Source organism: Marinobacterium aestuariivivens, from assembly GCF_042661465.1.
GTDB classification, from domain to species: Bacteria; Pseudomonadota; Gammaproteobacteria; order Pseudomonadales; family Balneatricaceae; genus Marinobacterium_A; species Marinobacterium_A aestuariivivens.
The window spans coordinates 2,559,971-2,578,237 of sequence record NZ_JBHSWE010000001.1; the positions used below are offsets into that span (position 1 = coordinate 2,559,971).

At 55.4% G+C, this 18,267-nt stretch carries 28 protein-coding genes; 27 read left to right on the top strand and 1 reads right to left on the bottom strand.

Features of this window, described 5'->3' with window-relative positions; all coding sequences use genetic code 11:
• The first annotated feature begins 87 nt into the window (after nt 1–87).
• From rplN to ltrA, 18 genes are all read left to right on the top strand, one after another.
• Nucleotides 88–456 carry a 50S ribosomal protein L14 gene (gene rplN, locus ACFQDL_RS13260; RefSeq protein ID WP_379909421.1) on the top strand — a complete coding sequence of 123 codons (369 nt, stop codon included), beginning with the start codon at nt 88–90 and terminating at the stop codon, nt 454–456.
• A 101-nt stretch (nt 457–557) separates the two neighbouring features.
• Nucleotides 558–875, top strand: coding sequence for a 50S ribosomal protein L24 (gene rplX / locus ACFQDL_RS13265; RefSeq protein WP_379909422.1), 318 nt, complete (start codon nt 558–560; stop codon nt 873–875).
• Between the two features lie 13 nt (nt 876–888).
• The gene (rplE, locus tag ACFQDL_RS13270) at nt 889–1,428 is read left to right on the top strand and encodes a 50S ribosomal protein L5 (RefSeq protein ID WP_379909423.1); all 540 of its coding nucleotides are present in this window, start codon (nt 889–891) and stop codon (nt 1,426–1,428) included.
• A 12-nt stretch (nt 1,429–1,440) separates the two neighbouring features.
• The gene (gene rpsN / locus ACFQDL_RS13275; RefSeq protein WP_379909424.1) at nt 1,441–1,746 is read left to right on the top strand and encodes a 30S ribosomal protein S14; all 306 of its coding nucleotides are present in this window, start codon (nt 1,441–1,443) and stop codon (nt 1,744–1,746) included.
• 94 nt (nt 1,747–1,840) lie between these two features.
• On the top strand, nt 1,841–2,233 hold the full coding sequence (gene rpsH, locus ACFQDL_RS13280) for a 30S ribosomal protein S8 (RefSeq protein WP_379909425.1): 393 nt from the start codon (nt 1,841–1,843) through the stop codon (nt 2,231–2,233).
• Nucleotides 2,234–2,243: 10 nt separating this feature from the next.
• A complete protein-coding gene (rplF, locus tag ACFQDL_RS13285; RefSeq protein WP_379909426.1) occupies nt 2,244–2,777 on the top strand; it encodes a 50S ribosomal protein L6 in 534 nt (177 codons plus the stop codon).
• A 9-nt stretch (nt 2,778–2,786) separates the two neighbouring features.
• A complete protein-coding gene (rplR, locus tag ACFQDL_RS13290; protein ID WP_379909427.1) occupies nt 2,787–3,137 on the top strand; it encodes a 50S ribosomal protein L18 in 351 nt (116 codons plus the stop codon).
• 11 nt (nt 3,138–3,148) lie between these two features.
• A complete protein-coding gene (rpsE, locus tag ACFQDL_RS13295; RefSeq protein ID WP_379909428.1) occupies nt 3,149–3,649 on the top strand; it encodes a 30S ribosomal protein S5 in 501 nt (166 codons plus the stop codon).
• Nucleotides 3,650–3,655: 6 nt separating this feature from the next.
• Nucleotides 3,656–3,838, top strand: coding sequence for a 50S ribosomal protein L30 (gene rpmD / locus ACFQDL_RS13300; RefSeq protein WP_379909429.1), 183 nt, complete (start codon nt 3,656–3,658; stop codon nt 3,836–3,838).
• A 14-nt stretch (nt 3,839–3,852) separates the two neighbouring features.
• Nucleotides 3,853–4,287 carry a 50S ribosomal protein L15 gene (rplO, locus tag ACFQDL_RS13305; protein WP_379909430.1) on the top strand — a complete coding sequence of 145 codons (435 nt, stop codon included), beginning with the start codon at nt 3,853–3,855 and terminating at the stop codon, nt 4,285–4,287.
• Nucleotides 4,288–5,616 carry a preprotein translocase subunit SecY gene (gene secY, locus ACFQDL_RS13310; RefSeq protein WP_379909431.1) on the top strand — a complete coding sequence of 443 codons (1,329 nt, stop codon included), beginning with the start codon at nt 4,288–4,290 and terminating at the stop codon, nt 5,614–5,616.
• A 21-nt stretch (nt 5,617–5,637) separates the two neighbouring features.
• Complete coding sequence (gene rpmJ / locus ACFQDL_RS13315) at nt 5,638–5,754, top strand: 50S ribosomal protein L36 (RefSeq protein ID WP_007021200.1); 117 nt, start codon at nt 5,638–5,640, stop codon at nt 5,752–5,754.
• A 143-nt stretch (nt 5,755–5,897) separates the two neighbouring features.
• On the top strand, nt 5,898–6,254 hold the full coding sequence (gene rpsM, locus ACFQDL_RS13320) for a 30S ribosomal protein S13 (RefSeq protein ID WP_379909432.1): 357 nt from the start codon (nt 5,898–5,900) through the stop codon (nt 6,252–6,254).
• Between the two features lie 25 nt (nt 6,255–6,279).
• Nucleotides 6,280–6,669 (top strand): 30S ribosomal protein S11, encoded by a 390-nt coding sequence (rpsK, locus tag ACFQDL_RS13325; protein WP_188863061.1) that lies wholly within the window; start codon nt 6,280–6,282, stop codon nt 6,667–6,669.
• Nucleotides 6,670–6,684: 15 nt separating this feature from the next.
• Nucleotides 6,685–7,305 (top strand): 30S ribosomal protein S4, encoded by a 621-nt coding sequence (rpsD, locus tag ACFQDL_RS13330; protein ID WP_379909433.1) that lies wholly within the window; start codon nt 6,685–6,687, stop codon nt 7,303–7,305.
• A 26-nt stretch (nt 7,306–7,331) separates the two neighbouring features.
• Nucleotides 7,332–8,336, top strand: coding sequence for a DNA-directed RNA polymerase subunit alpha (locus ACFQDL_RS13335; protein ID WP_379909434.1), 1,005 nt, complete (start codon nt 7,332–7,334; stop codon nt 8,334–8,336).
• A gap of 41 nt (nt 8,337–8,377) precedes the next feature.
• Entirely contained in the window at nt 8,378–8,773 is a 396-nt protein-coding gene (gene rplQ, locus ACFQDL_RS13340) for a 50S ribosomal protein L17 (protein WP_379909435.1), read from the top strand.
• Between the two features lie 346 nt (nt 8,774–9,119).
• Nucleotides 9,120–10,217 (top strand): group II intron reverse transcriptase/maturase, encoded by a 1,098-nt coding sequence (gene ltrA, locus ACFQDL_RS13345; protein WP_379909436.1) that lies wholly within the window; start codon nt 9,120–9,122, stop codon nt 10,215–10,217.
• Between the two features lie 232 nt (nt 10,218–10,449).
• Here ltrA and ACFQDL_RS13350 read toward each other — a convergent pair whose 3' ends face one another.
• On the bottom strand, nt 10,450–11,388 hold the full coding sequence (locus tag ACFQDL_RS13350) for a pentapeptide repeat-containing protein (protein ID WP_379909438.1): 939 nt from the start codon (nt 11,386–11,388) through the stop codon (nt 10,450–10,452).
• A 160-nt stretch (nt 11,389–11,548) separates the two neighbouring features.
• Between ACFQDL_RS13350 and ACFQDL_RS13355 the strand changes: the two genes are divergently transcribed.
• From ACFQDL_RS13355 to ACFQDL_RS13395, 9 genes are all read left to right on the top strand, one after another.
• The gene (locus ACFQDL_RS13355) at nt 11,549–11,914 is read left to right on the top strand and encodes a hypothetical protein (protein WP_379909439.1); all 366 of its coding nucleotides are present in this window, start codon (nt 11,549–11,551) and stop codon (nt 11,912–11,914) included.
• A 63-nt stretch (nt 11,915–11,977) separates the two neighbouring features.
• Nucleotides 11,978–12,142 carry a hypothetical protein gene (locus tag ACFQDL_RS13360; RefSeq protein WP_379909440.1) on the top strand — a complete coding sequence of 55 codons (165 nt, stop codon included), beginning with the start codon at nt 11,978–11,980 and terminating at the stop codon, nt 12,140–12,142.
• Between the two features lie 131 nt (nt 12,143–12,273).
• Nucleotides 12,274–13,446 carry a radical SAM protein gene (locus tag ACFQDL_RS13365; protein ID WP_379909441.1) on the top strand — a complete coding sequence of 391 codons (1,173 nt, stop codon included), beginning with the start codon at nt 12,274–12,276 and terminating at the stop codon, nt 13,444–13,446.
• A gap of 52 nt (nt 13,447–13,498) precedes the next feature.
• Nucleotides 13,499–14,356, top strand: coding sequence for a hypothetical protein (locus ACFQDL_RS13370; protein ID WP_379909442.1), 858 nt, complete (start codon nt 13,499–13,501; stop codon nt 14,354–14,356).
• A gap of 143 nt (nt 14,357–14,499) precedes the next feature.
• Nucleotides 14,500–15,606 carry a sulfotransferase domain-containing protein gene (locus ACFQDL_RS13375; RefSeq protein WP_379909443.1) on the top strand — a complete coding sequence of 369 codons (1,107 nt, stop codon included), beginning with the start codon at nt 14,500–14,502 and terminating at the stop codon, nt 15,604–15,606.
• Nucleotides 15,607–15,621: 15 nt separating this feature from the next.
• Complete coding sequence (locus ACFQDL_RS13380; RefSeq protein ID WP_379909444.1) at nt 15,622–16,641, top strand: NAD(P)-binding protein; 1,020 nt, start codon at nt 15,622–15,624, stop codon at nt 16,639–16,641.
• A gap of 29 nt (nt 16,642–16,670) precedes the next feature.
• Nucleotides 16,671–17,171, top strand: coding sequence for a GMC family oxidoreductase (locus tag ACFQDL_RS13385; protein WP_379913068.1), 501 nt, complete (start codon nt 16,671–16,673; stop codon nt 17,169–17,171).
• Nucleotides 17,104–17,583: a VOC family protein gene (locus ACFQDL_RS13390; RefSeq protein WP_379909445.1), complete on the top strand. Its 480-nt coding sequence runs from the start codon at nt 17,104–17,106 to the stop codon at nt 17,581–17,583. Before ACFQDL_RS13385 ends, ACFQDL_RS13390 begins: the two co-directional genes overlap by 68 nt.
• Nucleotides 17,580–18,209, top strand: coding sequence for a 2OG-Fe(II) oxygenase family protein (locus ACFQDL_RS13395; protein ID WP_379909446.1), 630 nt, complete (start codon nt 17,580–17,582; stop codon nt 18,207–18,209). The genes ACFQDL_RS13390 and ACFQDL_RS13395 overlap by 4 nt, the downstream gene beginning before the upstream one ends.
• Nucleotides 18,210–18,267 lie beyond the last annotated feature (58 nt).

The following is an 18,267-nucleotide window of genomic DNA, read 5'->3' on the forward strand; positions in this document are numbered from 1 at the left end:
TATTGCGCCTTTGCTCCATTTGACGATCCGCCTGTTCGGGCCAGGTAAGGCCGGGCAGGCGGAACGATATTATTTTTGGAGTAGACCATGATTCAGACTGAATCGATGCTTGATGTCGCTGACAACAGCGGTGCCAAGCGAGTGCAGTGCATTAAGGTCCTGGGCGGCTCTCATCGTCGCTACGCCCGCATCGGTGACATCATCAAGGTGACTGTCAAGGAAGCGATTCCGCGTGGCAAGGTGAAAAAAGGCCAGGTTCTGAAGGCTGTCGTAGTGCGTACCCGTAAGGGTGTGCGTCGTCCCGACGGTTCCCTGATCCGCTTTGATACCAACTCAGCGGTTCTGCTGAACCAGAACGATGCCCCTATCGGTACTCGTATCTTCGGCCCGATTACGCGTGAACTTCGCTCCGAGAAGTTCATGAAGATCATTTCCCTGGCGCCTGAAGTGCTCTAAGACCCGGTCGCAGTTTGACCGAGTACTTTGAAAACGCCAATCCCGAGAGGGCTTGGCGTTTTTGAGCATGAGAGGGTAGCAGGAAACGAATTAGGTATAACATGCGCAAGATTCGACGCGACGATGAAGTCATCGTCATCGCAGGTAAAGACAAGGGCAAGCGCGGCAAGGTGCTGCGTGTGCTGGCCAACGATCGCCTGATCGTCTCCGGCATCAACATGGTGAAGAAGCACACCAAGCCGAACCCGATGGCGGGCAAGGCGGGTGGCATCGTTGAGAAGGAAGCCTCGCTGGCCACTTCCAACGTGGCGATCTTCAATCCGCAGTCCGGCAAGGGCGACCGCGTCGGCTTCAAGCTGCTCGAGGACGGCACCAAGGTGCGCATCTACAAGTCCAACGGCGAAGTCATTGGCGGATAAGGGGGTTGTTGTCATGTCTAGACTGAAAGCGCTTTACAACGAAACCGTTCGGCAGCAGCTCAAAGAAGACCTGCAGGCTCCGAGCGTCATGGCTGTCCCCCGCGTCACCAAGATCACCCTGAACATGGGTGTCGGTGAGGCCCTGGGCGACAAGAAACAGCTGGAAAACGCTGTGGCCGACATGCAGGCCATCGCCGGTCAGAAACCGGTCGTCACCCTGGCGCGCAAGTCCATCGCGGGCTTCAAGGTGCGTGAAGGCTGGCCGATCGGCTGCAAGGTCACGCTGCGCGGTCAGCAGATGTGGGAATTCCTCGACCGTCTGGTCGACATTTCCATTCCGCGTATCCGTGACTTCCGCGGTCTGAACCCGAAATCCTTCGACGGTCGCGGCAACTACAGCATGGGTGTCAAAGAGCAGATCATTTTCCCCGAAATCGATTACGACAAGGTGGACAAGCTGCGTGGGATGGATATCACCATCACCACCACTGCCAAGACCAATGAAGAGGGTCGTGCCCTGCTGGCTGCCCTGAACTTCCCGTTCAAGAAGTGATAGGGGGATATCGTGGCTAAACAATCCATGAAGGCACGTGAAGTCAAGCGTGCGAAGACCGTAGCCAAGTACGCTGCCAAGCGTGCCGAGCTCAAAGCAATCATCAACAGCCCGTCTTCTTCCGAAGACGAGCGCTGGGATGCCCTGGTCGCGTTGCAGAAGCTGCCGCGTGACGCAAGCCCGGCCCGTCAGCAGCGTCGCTGCCAGCTGACCGGTCGTCCGCACGCTGTTTACCGCAAGTTCGGCATCTGCCGTAACAAACTGCGTGAAGCAGCCATGCGTGGCGATGTGCCGGGTCTGAAAAAGGCCAGCTGGTAAGTCACCGCTGGTTTTACGGTAAGCATGGTGGTCAGGGCAGGGCGCAGCGCGCCCTGCTACCGCACCAAGCTGCACATGAGAGGAAGTTAAACGCATGAGCATGCAAGATACACTGGCGGATATGTTCACCCGTATCCGCAACGGCCATATGGCGCAGAAGCAGGCCGTATCCATGCCGTCTTCCAAGCAGAAGATTTCCATTGCGAAAGTGCTGAAGGAAGAGGGTTACATCGCCGACTACGCCGTAGAAGGTGATGTGAAGCCGGTTCTGAACGTCGAGCTGAAATACTTCGAAGGCAAGCCGGTTATCGAAGAGATCAAGCGCGTAAGCCGTCCGGGCCTGCGTATCTACAAAGCCGCCAACGACCTGCCGAAAGTGGCCGGTGGTCTGGGTGTCGCGATCATCTCTACCAATAAAGGTGTGATGACCGATCGCGCTGCGCGTACCGCTGGTGTCGGTGGTGAAGTGATCTGCACGGTATTCTAAGGGGTTAATTATGTCTCGAGTAGGTAAAAAACCCGTTGCTGTACCGGCAGGCGTAGATCTGAAGATTGACGGTCGCACCATCAGCGCCAAGGGCAAGAACGGCCTTCTGACCCTGGACGTTCACCCGAGCGTCGAAGTCAAGCAGGAAGAAAGCAATCTGCTGTTCGCTCCGGCTGACAACAGCAAGCTGGCCAACGCCCTGTCCGGTACCGTTCGTTCCCTGGTGAACAACATGGTCGTCGGTGTCAGCGAAGGCTTCAAAAAGACCCTGGAACTCCAGGGTGTCGGTTACCGTGCGGCTGTCAAAGGCAACACCGTTAGCCTGACGCTGGGCTTCTCCCACCCGATCGAGTACGTACTGCCTGAAGGTATTGCTGCCGAGTGCCCGAACCAGACCACAGTCGTGATCAGCGGTGCTGACAAGCAGCGCGTGGGCCAGGTGGCAGCAGAGGTGCGTGGCTTCCGTCCGCCTGAGCCGTACAAGGGCAAGGGTGTTCGCTACGCTGACGAATATGTTCGCCGTAAAGAAGCGAAGAAAAAGTAAGGCAGGGTTATGAACGCTAAGAAACAAGCTCGTATCCGTCGTGCACGCCGCTCCCGCCTGAAAATGCGCGAGCTGGGCACTGTACGTCTGTGCGTCAACCGTACTCCGCGTCATATCTACGCACAGGTTATTTCCGCTGACGGTGGCAAGGTTCTGGCCTCTGCCTCGACCGTCGAGAAAGATCTGCGCGAAGGCGCTACCGGTAACGTCGAAGCGGCTCAGAAGGTAGGTTCGCTGATCGCTGAGCGCGCGAAAGAAGCTGGTGTCACCAAGGTTGCATTTGACCGTTCCGGCTTCAAATACCACGGTCGTGTGAAAGCACTGGCTGACGCAGCCCGTGAAAACGGCCTGGAATTCTAAGGGGGTCGATAATGGCAAATCACGAACAGAAAGACGGCGATCTCCAGGAAAAGCTGGTTCAGGTCAACCGCGTCGCTAAAGTGGTTAAAGGCGGTCGAATCTTCGGTTTCACCGCTCTGACTGTCGTCGGTGACGGCAATGGCCGCGTTGGTTTCGGTCGTGGCAAGGCGCGCGAAGTGCCGGTCGCTATCCAGAAGGCAATGGAACAGGCTCGTCGCAACATGATCCGTGTCGAACTGAACGGCGGTACTCTGCAGTACCCGGTCAACGCTCGTCACGGTGCTTCCAAGGTCTACATGCAGCCGGCGTCTGAAGGTACCGGTATCATCGCCGGTGGCGCGATGCGTTCCGTTCTGGAACTGGCTGGTGTCCACAACGTCCTGGCCAAGTGCTACGGCTCAACCAATCCGGTGAACGTTGTTCGCGCGACCATCAAGGGTCTGCAGAACATGAACGCTCCGGACGACATTGCTGCCAAGCGCGGCAAGACCGTAGAAGAGATCCTGGGGTAATCGACAATGGCTAACACTTTGAAGGTATCTCTGGTACGCAGCCCGATCGGCACTCTGCCGAAGCACAAGCTGTGTGTAAAAGGTCTCGGCCTGCGTCGCATCGGTCACACTGTTGAAGTGGAAGACACGCCGGCGGTCCGTGGCATGATCAACAAAGTCAACTACATGGTTCGTGTAGAAGGCGAGTAAGAGGAGTTCGTCACATGCGTCTGAACACTCTGAGCCCTGGTGCTGGTTCCAAGCAGGCTCCGAAACGCGTTGGTCGTGGTATCGGTTCCGGTCTGGGCAAAACCGGTGGCCGCGGTCACAAAGGTCAGAAGTCCCGCTCCGGCGGTTCCGTCAAGCCGGGTTTTGAAGGCGGCCAGATGCCGCTGCAGCGCCGACTGCCGAAGTTCGGCTTCAATTCCCGTAAAGCCCGCTATGTTGCCGAGGTTCGTCTCAACGAACTGAACGCAATCCAGGCGGAGGTAATCGATCTGGCCGCGCTGAAAGCGGCGGATCTCGTTAACCACGACATCAAAGTGGCTAAAGTGATCCTGTCTGGTGAGATCGGCAAAGCAGTTACCGTATCCGGTCTGAAAGTGACCAAGGGTGCGCTGGCTGCGATCGAGGCTGCAGGCGGCAAAGTCGAGGCGTAAATGGCTAAACAAGGACAGATACCGGCGGGCATGCAGAGCGGACTGGGCGAACTTTGGGGTCGCCTGAGGTTCGTCCTGCTGGCGATCATTGTGTACCGCATCGGGGCTCATATCCCGGTGCCGGGGATCAATCCGGATCGTCTGGCCGCGTTGTTTGAACAGAATCAGGGGACCATTCTCAGTCTCTTCAACATGTTCTCGGGTGGTGCGCTGGAACGAATGAGTATCCTCGCACTGGGTATCATGCCGTACATCTCTGCATCCATTATCATGCAGCTGATGACGGTGGTGAGCCCGCAGCTCGAGCAGCTGAAGAAAGAGGGTGAGGCGGGTCGCCGTAAAATCAATCAGTACACCCGTTACGGAACCGTTGTTCTGGCGACCATCCAGTCGTTCGGCATGGCGGTGGGCCTGGCCAATCAGGGCGTCGCCTTCAGCGCGGACATCAGCTTCTATTTCGTTGCTGTGGTCACGCTGGTTGCGGGTGCCGTCTTCCTGATGTGGCTTGGCGAGCAGGTGACTGAGCGTGGTATCGGCAACGGTATCTCGATTCTGATCTTCTCCGGTATCGTGGCCGGTCTGCCCAGTGCGATCGGTCAGTCCTTTGAAGCGGCACGTCAGGGTGATCTCAACATCCTGGCGCTGCTGGCGATTGCGGTAATGGCCGTGGCGACCGTCGGCTTCGTGGTGTTCATGGAACGCGGCCAGCGCCGTATCACCATCAACTACGCGAAGCGTCAGCAGGGTCGTCGCGTCTACGCGGCGCAGTCGAGTCATTTGCCGCTGAAGGTCAATATGGCCGGGGTCATCCCGCCCATCTTTGCTTCCAGCATCCTGCTGTTCCCGGCCTCGGTTGGCCAGTGGTTTGGCCAGACCGAAGGCATGGAATGGCTGCAGGATATCGCGCTTGCGCTCGGTCCGGGCCAGCCGCTCTATATTCTGCTGTTTGCCATCTGCATCGTGTTCTTCTGCTACTTCTACACGGCGATTGTCTTCAATCCCCGCGACGTGGCAGACAACCTGAAGAAATCAGGTGCATTTATCCCGGGAATTCGTCCTGGTGAGCAGTCCGCACGCTATATCGATACTGTGCTGGGCCGTCTGACTCTGTTCGGTGCGCTGTACATCACCGCGGTATCGCTGATGCCGCAGTTTCTGGTGGTGGCCTGGAACGTGCCGTTCTACTTCGGCGGTACCTCACTGTTGATCGTGGTAGTGGTGGTCATGGACTTTATGGCTCAGGTGCAGTCGCATCTGATGTCTCACCAGTATGAGTCTCTGATGAAGAAATCTAACCTCAAAGGCGGTGGCGCGGGATTCCTGCGCTGATATCGTCACTTGGAGTGGATCATGAAAGTACGCGCATCTGTAAAAAAGATCTGCCGTAACTGCAAGATCGTACGTCGCAACGGTTCCGTGCGCGTGATCTGCAAAGTAGAACCGCGTCACAAGCAGCGCCAGGGTTAATTTCCCGGCGAAAAGGGCGTGGAGGGTGCGTTGCCTTGATTTATTTTTGATCAGGGTGTAGTATTGCGCGCCTTCCACGAACGTAAGAATTAGTATGGCGCTCATTTGGAAGTCAATGAGTGCCCGAAGACGGAGTAAATTGAATGGCCCGTATAGCTGGCGTCAATATTCCTGACAATAAGCATGCGGTAATTTCTCTTACTTACATTTACGGGATTGGCCGCACTACCGCCCAGAAGATCTGCGACAACCTCGGAATCGCTCCGAGCACAAAAATCGCCGATCTGACCGAAGAGCAGCTCGATAACGTTCGTGGCGAAGTTACCAAGCTGTCTGTAGAGGGCGATCTGCGCCGTGAAGTCAACATGAGCATCAAACGTCTCATGGACCTCGGGTGCTTCCGTGGCCTGCGTCACCGCCGCAATCTGCCGGTACGTGGTCAGCGCAGCAAGACCAATGCGCGTACGCGCAAAGGTCCGCGCAAGCCGATCCGTAAGTAAGTGGTAAGCGATAGGAATTTCCGATATGGCAAAGCCAGGTAATCGCACACGCAAGAAGGTTAAAAAGCAGGTAGTGGATGGCTTCGCGCACATCCATGCCTCTTTTAACAACACTATCATCACCATTACCGATCGCCAGGGTAACGCGCTTTCCTGGGCAACTTCCGGTGGCTCAGGCTTCCGTGGTTCCCGTAAGAGCACCCCGTTCGCTGCACAGGTTGCAGCCGAGCGCGCCGGTCAGGCGGCTCTGGAGTATGGTTTGAAAAATCTCGACGTGTTTGTCAAAGGTCCTGGACCGGGTCGCGAGTCGGCAGTGCGTGCACTGAACGCTTGTGGCTACAAAATTGCAAACATCACGGACGTGACGCCGATTCCGCACAACGGATGCCGTCCGCCGAAAAAACGTCGCGTATAAACTGGAGACGGTAAAATGGCCCGATATCTTGGACCTAAGTGCAAGCTGTCTCGCCGTGAAGGTACAGATCTGTTCCTTAAGAGCGGCGTTCGTGCACTGGACAGCAAATGCAAAGCAGAAGCTGTTCCGGGGATGCACGGCGCGCGCCGGGGACGTCTGTCCGACTACGGTCTGCAGCTGCGCGAAAAACAGAAAGTACGTCGTATGTACGGCGTTCTGGAACGTCAGTTCCGCAACTACTACAAAGAAGCGGCTCGCCGCACTGGTGCAACCGGTGAAAACCTGCTCCAGCTGCTGGAAAGCCGTCTCGACAACGTCGTGTACCGCATGGGCTTCGGCTCGACTCGCGCGGAGTCCCGTCAGATCGTTGCTCACCGCCAGATCACCGTTAACGGTCAGGTTGTGAACATTGCATCGTACCAGGTGAAAGCCGGTGACGTGGTCGCAGTTCGTGAGAAGGCCAAGAACCAGCTGCGTATCAAGAGCGCTCTGGAGCTGGCTGCTCAGCGTGCCCCCGTTGAGTGGGTTGAGGTAGACGCAGGCAAAATGGAAGGCACTCTGAAAGCCGTTCCTGAGCGTAGCGAGCTGTCCGCCGACATCAACGAGCACCTGATCGTCGAGCTGTACTCCAAGTAATTCTTGAACACTTTATTGGTGGAACTATGCAGCGTTCTGTAAACGAGTTTCTAAGCCCGCGTCACATCGACGTACAGGAAATCAGCAAGACTCGCGCTAAGGTGACTCTCGAGCCGCTGGAGCGTGGTTTTGGCCACACGCTGGGTAATGCGCTGCGCCGTATTCTGCTCTCTTCCATGCCGGGCTTTGCCTTCACGGAAGTCGAGATCGATGGCGTGCTGCACGAGTACAGCACGGTTGAAGGCGTTCAGGAGGATGTCATCGAGATCCTGCTGAACCTGAAAGGTGTCTCGGTTGCCCTTCACAACGGTGAAGAAGCGACCCTGACCCTGAGCAAGTCCGAGCCGGGTCCTGTGACAGCTGGTGATATCCAGCTGACCCAGGATGTAGAGATTGCCAACCCGGAACACGTGATCGCTCACCTGAACGAAGGTGCGAGCCTGAACATGCAGCTGAAGGTAACCCGCGGTCGCGGTTACGTTCCGGCTGATGCTCGCATCGGGGACGAGGAGGAAACTCGTGCTATCGGTCGCCTGCAGCTGGACGCTACTTACAGCCCGGTACGCCGCGTTTCCTACGTTGTAGAAAGCGCGCGTGTCGAGCAGCGTACAGACCTGGACAAGCTGGTAATCGACATCGAATCCAACGGAACCATTGATCCGGAAGAATGCATTCGTCGTGCTGCTACCATTCTGCAGCAGCAACTGGCGGTATTCGTGGATCTCGAAGATGCGGCTGATCAGGCCAAGGTCGAACCGGCCGAGCCGGAAATCGATCCTGTTCTGCTGCGCCCGGTTGATGATCTGGAACTGACTGTACGTTCCGCCAACTGTCTGAAAGCAGAACAGATCTACTACATCGGTGACCTGATCCAGCGTACCGAAGTTGAGCTGCTGAAGACTCCGAACTTGGGCAAGAAGTCGCTGACCGAGATCAAGGACGTCCTGGCATCCAAAGGTCTGTCTCTGGGTATGCGTCTTGAGAACTGGCCACCGGCCAGCCTTAAGAACGACGATAAGGTCGCGTCCTAAGGCAGCGAGTTGAACTGACTAAGTTGGTAAGGACTTAACAAATGCGTCATCGTAAATCTGGTCGTCATTTTAATCGTACCAGTGCGCACCGCAAAGCGATGTTCAAAAACATGGCAGTGTCTCTGTTCGAACACGAACTGATCAAGACCACACTGCCGAAGGCGAAAGAACTGCGCCGCTTTGCCGAGCCGCTGATCACCCTGGCCAAGACTGACAGCGTGGCTAACCGCCGCCTGGCTTTCTCTCGTACCCGCAGCAAAGAAGCCGTAGGCAAGCTGTTCAACGAGCTGGGTCCGCGCTATGCAACTCGCCCGGGCGGTTACGTCCGCATTATGAAATGCGGCTTCCGTGCCGGCGACAATGCTCCGATGGCATATGTAGAACTGGTTGACCGTCCGGCCGGCCTGACTGCAGCTGACGAGTCTGCTGAAGACTAAATTCTTCAGCTAAGCGCAAAAACACAAAACCCGACCTTTTGGTCGGGTTTTTTTGTGCGCCCGGCACGGGCGCACTCCTGGAGGTGCATGTCCTCCCGTAAGCTGGCCACAGCGAACGAAGTGAAGCGCAACTGCGCAAAGGTGACTGACCGTGGGAAGGAAGCGTGGAGCGTAAATCGTGAGCCGATGAACAAGAATCGGATATGAGGCGCCGCCGAGCAGGGCGAGCGGGCAAGAAGCCGCGACAGCCCTGCCCCAAACGGCCAGCGATGAAACCGGCCTTGCGCGACAAGAGTCGGAGGACGCAGGGCGAGACCTGCTGAGGCAGGTGCTCGCGAGAGAAAACATGCAGCGTGCCTGGAAACGCGTGAAGGCAAACAAGGGTGCCGCAGGCGTTGATGGTCTGGATATAGCCCAGACCGGGACGTGCCTGAAACAGGCATGGCCAAGCATCCGACAGCAACTGCTGGACGGCACGTACAGGCCCCGGCCTGTGCGGCGTGTGGGCATCCCGAAGCCAGACGGAAGTGAACGTGAGTTGGGTATTCCCACTGTGACCGACCGTCTGATACAGCAGGCACTGTTGCAGGTGCTGCAACCGTTGATCGATCCGACCTCCAGCGAGCACAGCTACGGGTTTCGCCCCGGTCGCCGGGCGCGGGACGCGGTGCTGGCCGCGCAGCGCTATGTCCAGCAAGGTTGCCACATCGTGGTCGATGTTGACCTGTCGAAGTTCTTCGACCGGGTCAATCACGACATCCTGATCGACCGACTCAGTAAGCGCGTGAAGGACGCCGGGGTGATCCGGCTGATTCGTGCCTATCTGAACGCGGGGATTATGGATGGCGGCGTGGTGATCGAGCGGGTGGAGGGCACGCCGCAAGGCGGTCCGCTCTCACCGCTGCTGGCCAAGGTGTTGCTCGATGAGGTGGATCGTGAGCTTGAGCGTCGAGGGCACTGCTTTGCCCGTTACGCTGATGACTGCAATGTATACGTGCGCAGTCAGAAGGCGGGCGAGCGGGTGATGCGCCTGCTGCGGCGTTGCTACGATAAACTGCGCCTGAAGATCAATGAATCCAAAAGTGCGGTGACCCGCGTGTTCAGCCGCAAACTCCTTGGCTATGCCCTGTGGCAGGGTCGGGATGGCGAGGTGCGGCGCGCGGTATCGGAAAAGGCGCTGAAGGCGTTCAAGCAAAGGGGCAGGCAACTGACCCGACGAAACGGCGGACGTAGCATGGCCGAGGTGGTCGAGAAGCTGCGACGCTATCTGTTGGGTTGGAAAGGCTACTTCGGCTTGGCACAGACGCCGCGCATCTGGCGCAGTCTGGATGGCTGGATACGTCGCCGCCTGAGGGCCCTCCAGTTCAAGCAGTGGCGCCGTGGCAAGACGATCTACCGGGAGCTGATCGGCCTGGGGCTGCCCCGTGGGTGGCGCAATCGGTAGCGGCGCTGAGCCGCCGTTGGTGGCATAACAGCCTCTCGGCGGGGCACCATGTGCTGACGATTGCCTACTTTGACCGGCTGGGGGTGCCGCGTCTCTCATGACCTCAACTTCTCGAACCGCCCGGTGCGGACCCGCATGCCGGGTGGTGTGGCAGGGGAACGGTCAGCAGTGCTGACCGCCCCTATGCCGATGTGGGTGCGTCAGGCATGGCGCGTAGCGATTCGGAAGGGTATCAGAGGTTGCGTTTATTAAAGGGCTCTGAAAACCTCTTGAATTCTGGATCTTTTTCATAGGTCTTTAGGAAATGCGCCCGATAGGCCTCCCGGAATGCCACCGGATCTTCATAGCTGTCCTCGGCTTTGAACCAGTTCTCTGGAGGGAGCAACTTATCAGGTAGTTTTGTTTTTCCATATCCAATCTTGACTCCGTGTGCACGCTTGAGCGATTCCAGATCCAATCCTTTCGCTTTACTCAAATCCGCATCACGCAATGAAGCCCGGTCAAACTTGCACTTGTCAAGCACCGCACCCTCAAATTTACAGCCACCCAGAAAGGCGTGAGTGAGGTCGGACTTTTCTAGTTTCGCGTTTCGAAAATCAGCATTTTCGAAATCTACTGCTTGGAAATTCATGCCCTTCAAATCTTTCCACTGTAAATTAGCACCACTCAAATTCAAACAGAAACAATTGTCTCTTTCGTAGGCGCGTTGTTCTTGTGATATATACCCAATTATTTCCAAAGCGGTCTGAACATCGATAAACCACTTCTTACATGTCAGTTCATCATTCTTGTTACAATCTGCCGATAACTCGCGTAACGAATTGAATCGGATATAGGCGCATAATGCGGTACATACTTGTATTTGATAGCGTTTACTGTCTTCCAGAATATGCTTGAGCGCATAAAGACCGCCAATGCGGACTTCGAAGTTCGGTTGCTCTTCCTCTATTTGAATTGAAGAATCATCCGGGGATTTATGCGTAATGCGGCGCACTGAATAGAGTTGGTCTGCAGCCTTTGCAAAACGGTTCGCGATCACTCTATTTTCTGCAGTGATTGCCTGATCGGACGCAATTTTTAAACGCCAAATTACAAAAGGTGCACCCAGATATGCGGCAAGAGTAAGACCAATGTTGCGAATCAGACCTCCATGGCCAGGCGGTGTGAGCATTGCTATAAGAAAATGGACTGCGAGAACTACTGCGCCAAAGAGATAAATAACGGTAATAGACTTTGGCGGTGGCTACAGCGATTCAAACAACCTGCTGGGTTCCAGTTTCTTATAAATATCAATAAAAATATTAAGCAGCTTCATCTCAGAATCCTCCAGAATGAATCAGTGTATTCGAGATGCCTCGGTTTCAGGTCGTAGTGCCGAATATTGTCGCGCCGCTGCATTGCCTTGGTCTAAAGACTCCATCGCTTCTCAGCGTAGCACAATGTGGTGGCGGGAATACAAAGAGGCCCCCGCTCTAGGGATGGGGCGCGATCTTCACATGAGGCTCATTGAGGATCCTATCTGGTTTATATCTCTGTTTTATAAAGAGTTATCCATTACTTATATCGCCAATGTTATTTATCGCGATGAAAATGTGACAATGATATTTCCCGCGGCCCGGTTTCACCCACATGACCGTCAAGCTCTTGGCCCGATCTCCATTTGCGTCATTGACAATCCCGTCTATATTTATGTCTGAGGTGGATTAGCCGCCTCACTCCATGATTCGTATACCTGTGATCACCTCCAGGAGGTAGCCACTATGCGTCATATCGAAGCGAAAAAGCCTATGGCGACAACAATTTCTGACGCGAAAGCCGCTTTCGCTGCAGGCAGACTTGATCGATACAAACCGCTTGCCACGACCGGTACTGAAGCGGTGAAATCCACCTGTACGGCCTCTTGGGGGCCTGCCATGCGCCGCTAAATCCTCAAGATCTAGGGAGGGAACCCTGCATACCGGAATGCAGTCTATGCGGGTGTCCCTCGTTTCCAGATGGAGTCAATCCGAAAGATGGCAGGCATTGCCAGTCTCTTATTGGCCAGGGAGTCAGTGGTATGGAATCAGCGAGAGAGGCGACACTCGTTCCACTCCAGGGGCCGGTCGAAATGGTCGTGCTGCAGGGTACCGGCTTTTGCAACCTCAATTGTGACTACTGCTATCTCTCGGAGGAAAGCCGGCACAACAAGGCGAAGATGCCACTGTCGACCATTCTGACGACCTTCGAAAAGCTGTTGGCCAGTTCTTGTCTCGACCTAGCAGATCAACTTCGTGTGAGCTGGCATTCGGGAGAGCCACTGGTTTTATCCCCAGCCTACTATCGAGCAGCGATGGAAGGCATTCTCGAGCTTCAGGCGAAGCACGGGTACACAAGCCCATCCATTACCTTCGATATCCAGACAAACGGCACGCTGATCAATCAGGAATGGTGCAACTTGTTGAAGGAGTATCGCTACTATCTGAGTATCGGTATCAGTTGCGACGGACCTGCCTTTCTCCATGACCGGCATCGAAAGACTTGGCGCGGCATTCCCAGCCATGACCGAACCCAACGCGGCATGTGTCTGCTAGCAGATAATGACATTCCCTTCGATATCACTGCTGTAGTGTCACCTGAAGGACTGGATTATCCTATCGAGTTTATCGAGTTTTTTATTCCGTTCGTAAATCATATTCGCGAATTCCACTTCAATCTTCATGATGAATTCTTCATCGATGCGAACGTGGAGGAGAAAGTCTGGCAATATTGCGAACGCTATGAGTCTTTTCTCCGAGCTCTGCTTTATCGCTGTGGGGAAAGCAATCATTCAAGCACGCCAAGAATTCGCAACTTTTCGTCTTTTTACAATCGACTTTTCGTTAGCCAAGCTGAAAGGCCTGGTTACGATGCTCGTAATATGAGTAAACCTTTCAAAACGCTCAGCATTGAGGTCAACGGTGATGTGACAACTTTTTATGCCGGCCTGACTGTGGATGAATGCAAGGATTTGAAAAATCTTTACGGTGACGGTCGTGGTATGGTGATAGGAAATATTCTCACCGACACACTGGAAGAGATTACAAGAAATTCGAAGTTAGAGCGGATTACTGACGATTTTGAATACAGTCACCGGGCGTGCGAATCTCAATGTGAATACTTCGAACTCTGTTCGGGGGGTACAATCTCATCAAGTATCGGCGTTTTGGTCGATTTGATGCCACGGAAACGCCCGAGTGCAAGGTGCACGTGAAAACCTTTGCCGACACCTTGCTGGGCCACATTGACGAACATTTGTCTCGGCCATGAGTGCCCTGATCGAGCTGCCACTGGATCCGGGCTTCGTGAGCGGGAATACCCCGGATACCATCAGGGCCAGGTTACGGCAGATCGTGCGCAGCCTGAAGTTTGCTTGGGATGAGAACAGCTGTCTTTTGCGGATTCTTGGCCCGGATACGGGTTATCACGCGGCTGATCCGGATCTGCCTGGGTTACTCAAGACACAGGATCCGCCCATGGACCTGAACGACCTCTTCCATTATCGGTCGCGACAAGAACACTATGATCTATGTTTCGAGGATTGCTGGTCCGGTTACTTTATTGCCGATGAGCTGGCAAAGAGCAAAGATGATTTGGTTCTGATCCACCTGGATGACCATACGGACATGATGCCTAGCTTTTTGCTTTACACCGATGAAGGTCTTGTCAATCCAGCCTCCGGCCGTCCTTTCGATCCCCAACGCTCGGAGGACTGGACGAATGCGATCAATGCCGGGTGCGTGAGCATAGGCGATTTCATAACCCCATTGCTCTATGCCAACCGCAAACTGCACGTGCGCCACCTGAATAATGTTTCGGCAAGCAGTGCTCAGCCTCGCAAACTCTTGCGGGCGTCCTGCTTCTACCCCGAGATTCCAGAGTTCCGTTTTGCATCCCTGAAACAGGAAGAGGGCGATCTGCAACATGCCGACGGCAGTTACTTGGCGGGAACTGATCCGGAACGAGTACTTGCGAATCTTCCCCGCGGCCAGATAATCCTACATATAGACCTGGATTATTTTATCAACGACTTCAACGGCAATGTCGGTGCTGCCGCCACTGCATCACATAGCGAAATGCGCCAGTTGGCCCTGCTCAAATTGAACCTTTTTTTGAGGCCATGATACAGCGGGTACCCCAGCTCGATCGCTGTATCATTGCCACCTCCCCAGGTTTCTGCTGTGCGTCGCACTGGGAGTGGTTACTGGAAAGACTTCAGGCGGGTCTAGAGCGAAAACTGTCCACAGTCTAGTGTTGGTATCCAATCATGGCAGGCATCTATATTTTAGCAACACGCCAGGACGCCCGAAAAATCGTCGACTGGATGTCATACGAAGGACAGATCTCTGAAGCCGAGATTGCCGCCATCGTTGATTATCCGGATCTGGTTGATGATCAGGGTGTTCATTCTTCGAACATTCCGGTTATCGGTTTCAAGCAGTTGTGCTCACGACTCTCGGCCGAGGATATGGTGGTGGTAGTCGGTCAGCAGTTCAAGCATGCCGTCAGCGAACTGTTCGCCCGGGGTATTAACAATGTCTTCGACGGTCAGGCGGCTTTAGCCAGCCACGATCTGAGTCATCGTTTCATCCATATCGCCGCTCCCTATCACATAGGCGCTAATTATCCAGAGTTACTTGACGATAGCCACGTCCATTTGCGCCGCTATACTGCCGAACCTCTCGACGTAAATCGGATTCCGGGCCACAAGCTGTTTGTCGTTAACAGTGTGCCAAAATCCGGCACGGCATGGATGATGGCCATGCTGGAAAGAATGCTTGGCGTAAAAGCAAAGCAGCAGATCACCTTGTCACATGTCATGGATATCATACAGGATGGGAGTAAACCCAATGTTCATGGCGTCGTGGTTCTGGTCCGCGATTTGAGAGATGTGGTGGTTTCCTGGTTCCATGACCTGGCGCGGAGCGATCTACGCAACGGCTTTTGCGAGCCACGCTATACCGATATCACGGAATTTTACTTCGGACACCTGATTGGTCTGCTTAGCGCTAGCCGCCGTTATGCCTTCGGTAACCTCGCCGATTGGTTAAACCTGGTCACCTGTAATGGCTTTCCGATTGTGCGTTACGAAGATCTTGTCCGCGATACGTCGTACCGGTTACGCAAGGTCATGAACTTCTGGAAGGTTCGCGTACCGGAGCAGACGATCGCCGATGTGGCCAGACGGCTGTCCTTTGACAAAATGCCGCAGACCTTGGCAACGCAGCAGGGATATGTTTCGGATCTGGTGAAAACTGGTCACCTGCGTAAAGGTTTGGTCGGAGTCTGGAAAACAGAGCTTCCGCCGCGGGTGGCGGAGGACATCGAGCGACGGTTTTCTGCCTATCAGCAATGGCTGGGGTACGACCGGTAACAAGGGGAATGCCGCATGCTGCTGGATGCCCGAGACTTTAACGTCACGCTTGAGCGTTCGGTTGATCTGGCCATTGTCGGTGCCGGTCCCGCCGGTTTAGTGCTGGCGCGCGAATTGGCCGACCGTGCATCCGTGATGGTGATCGAAAGTGGTGGCCTTGGAGCGGACCCACAGGTCGATGCCTTGCAGCAAGGGGAATCCATCGGCCTCGATTATCCGTTGACCGAAACCCGTGCTCGCGGTTTTGGCGGGTCTGCGTCCCTGTGGGCCGGCTACTGTGCTTTGTTCGACCGCCACGATTTTCTAGAGCGTCCTTGGGTGGCCGGCAGTGGATGGCCGTTTGGAATTGAGGCGCTCGAGCCATATTATCCTCGAGTTGCCAAGCTGCTCAATCTTGGCGACGCAAATTTTGATGCCCGTGCCATCGCCGCGCAGGCCGGGAGTCCGTTGCCGATCGATAGCCCTCAAGTGATACCGACTGTATGGCGCTTTGGCATGCCTATCCAGCGATTTGGAGAGCCGTTGCTTCAGGCATTTCAGTCGGCTACGGCAATCACCGTCCTCAGCCATGCCACCGTCGTCGATATCCGCCTCAACTCGGGTCATCAGGTCGTAACCGAGCTGGTCGTGCGCACTCTCAACGGTCGACAAGGCCGTATCCGGCCCAAAGTCGTGGTTCTTGCTTGTGGCGGTTTGGAGACGCCTCGTCTCCTGCTAAACGCCGACAGCCAGGTCAGCGGAGGGCTGGGGAATAGCAGCGACCTCGTAGGCCGCTACTTCATGGAGCATCCGCACTTTGCCATCACATCTTTCGAATTAACGCAGCCGGGTATGTTTGCCCATTGGGCCGAGCGCGGGCGTGTGAACGCGGGACTGGAATACCTGTCGTGCCTGGGGCTCTCCGCTGAGGTACAGGAGGCATTGGGCGTGCTAAATGCGCGGCTGCACCTGTACAGAACACCGAGCATGACAGAAACGGACACCCCCGGGCTGGCCTCTTTATGGAGCAAGCACCCAATCCCGCTTCGCGTGTGACGCTATCGCAGCGCAAGGACGCGCTGGGCATGCGACGCTTGCAGCTTAACTGGCAGCTGAACGAGCTGGATCGGCACAGCTTTCTTGAAACGGCACGTGCTATCAGTGCCCAATTCGCACAGAAATACTATGCACGGATTCGCCATCCGATCCAGGACTCTCGCCGACTCAAGCTGCAACCTCTCCATTCCAATCACCAACTGGGCACTACTCGCATGGCCGAATCGAGCTCTCAGGGTGTGGTTGACCTGAATTGCCGAGTACATGGCATCCACAACCTTTATATTGCCAGCGGCAGTGTTTTCCCGACGGTGAGTTGGGCGAACCCGACGTTTACACTGATGGCGTTGAGCTACCGCTTGGCGGAGCATCTGCGTACCGAGTTAAAGTCAAGCCACATATCCGCGGAATCGAATACGGGCATGCTGTCCGAACATTATCAGAAGGCCAGGGGTAGCCATCATGGGCAACGGTTATTCACATATTGGAGTGTCGACCCACAATATGGAGGCAACCATCGAGTTTTATGAACGGGTGTTGGGTTTCAAGCGTGTTGTGGATAACCTGACACGTATCAATGAAGGCGGGACTCTGCGCCAGGTCTACTTCGATGTGGGCGATGCCCAGTACATCGTGTTCATGGAGCCGAAAGCGGTTGAGGGCATCTCCGATGATTATGATACGGGTATCAACGGCGCACTGGGATTGCCTGGCGGTATGTATCACCTTGCTTTTAGGGTTCGCACTCTCGACGCCCTGGAGTCCCGGCGGCAACAGCTGGAGGCTCGCTCGATTGAGGTATCACCGATAATCGACTTGGGACACGCCAGCTCGATTTTTTTCACAGACCCGAACCGGTTGCAACTAGAGCTCTCCTGCCAGACGCGTCCTTTTGACGAGTCGGACCTGCACCAGGAATCAACCGCCAGACTTGCGCGATGATCAGGCCCGCCCCCTTGACTTACAGCCAACCATTGGCGCAATCCGAGGAGGATCAAGCGCGGCTTCGCGCCGAACTCGGTGAAACCGGTTTTGCTCCATTTTGCGGCACCATCACTGGCGCGCCGCTCGACTTTCTCTACCAAGAATCCGTCCGGCAGTTCACAACAGCGCATTTGGCCATTGGCAATGAATTGTTGCAGTATCGCTCTCGCCTAGCGAGTCTCGGCCCTATCGGCGAAGGCTTTCTGTTGAGTGAGCCGTTGGGCAGTTTGTTGTATTCAGCCTTTGGTCAACGCTATCGGCTCAGCCCCCAGAGCAGCTGTTACACCTACTATCGTGAGGGGGACTTTCTTGCAGCCCACAGGGACGACGCCGACGGCTGCAGCGTCACGGTACTGGTGTATTTAGTCGCTGAATCTCCGCATCCGGAACTGCCTGAGTCGGGACTCTATCTCGATATATTCCAGGATGACAACGACCGGCCAGGAAACCGGCTTTGCCGTATCCAAACAATGGCCGGCGGGGTGGTGATAGGGCGTGGTTCGCAAGTTTGGCATGCCCGTAACCCGCTGTTGCGGCAGGAACGGGTCGATTTGTTAGCAGCCTGTTTTACACCCGCCGTGTAGTTTCAAATGCGAAGCGCCGCGGGCATCCACCGCAACGGCGTACCCGTATCGCCGCTGT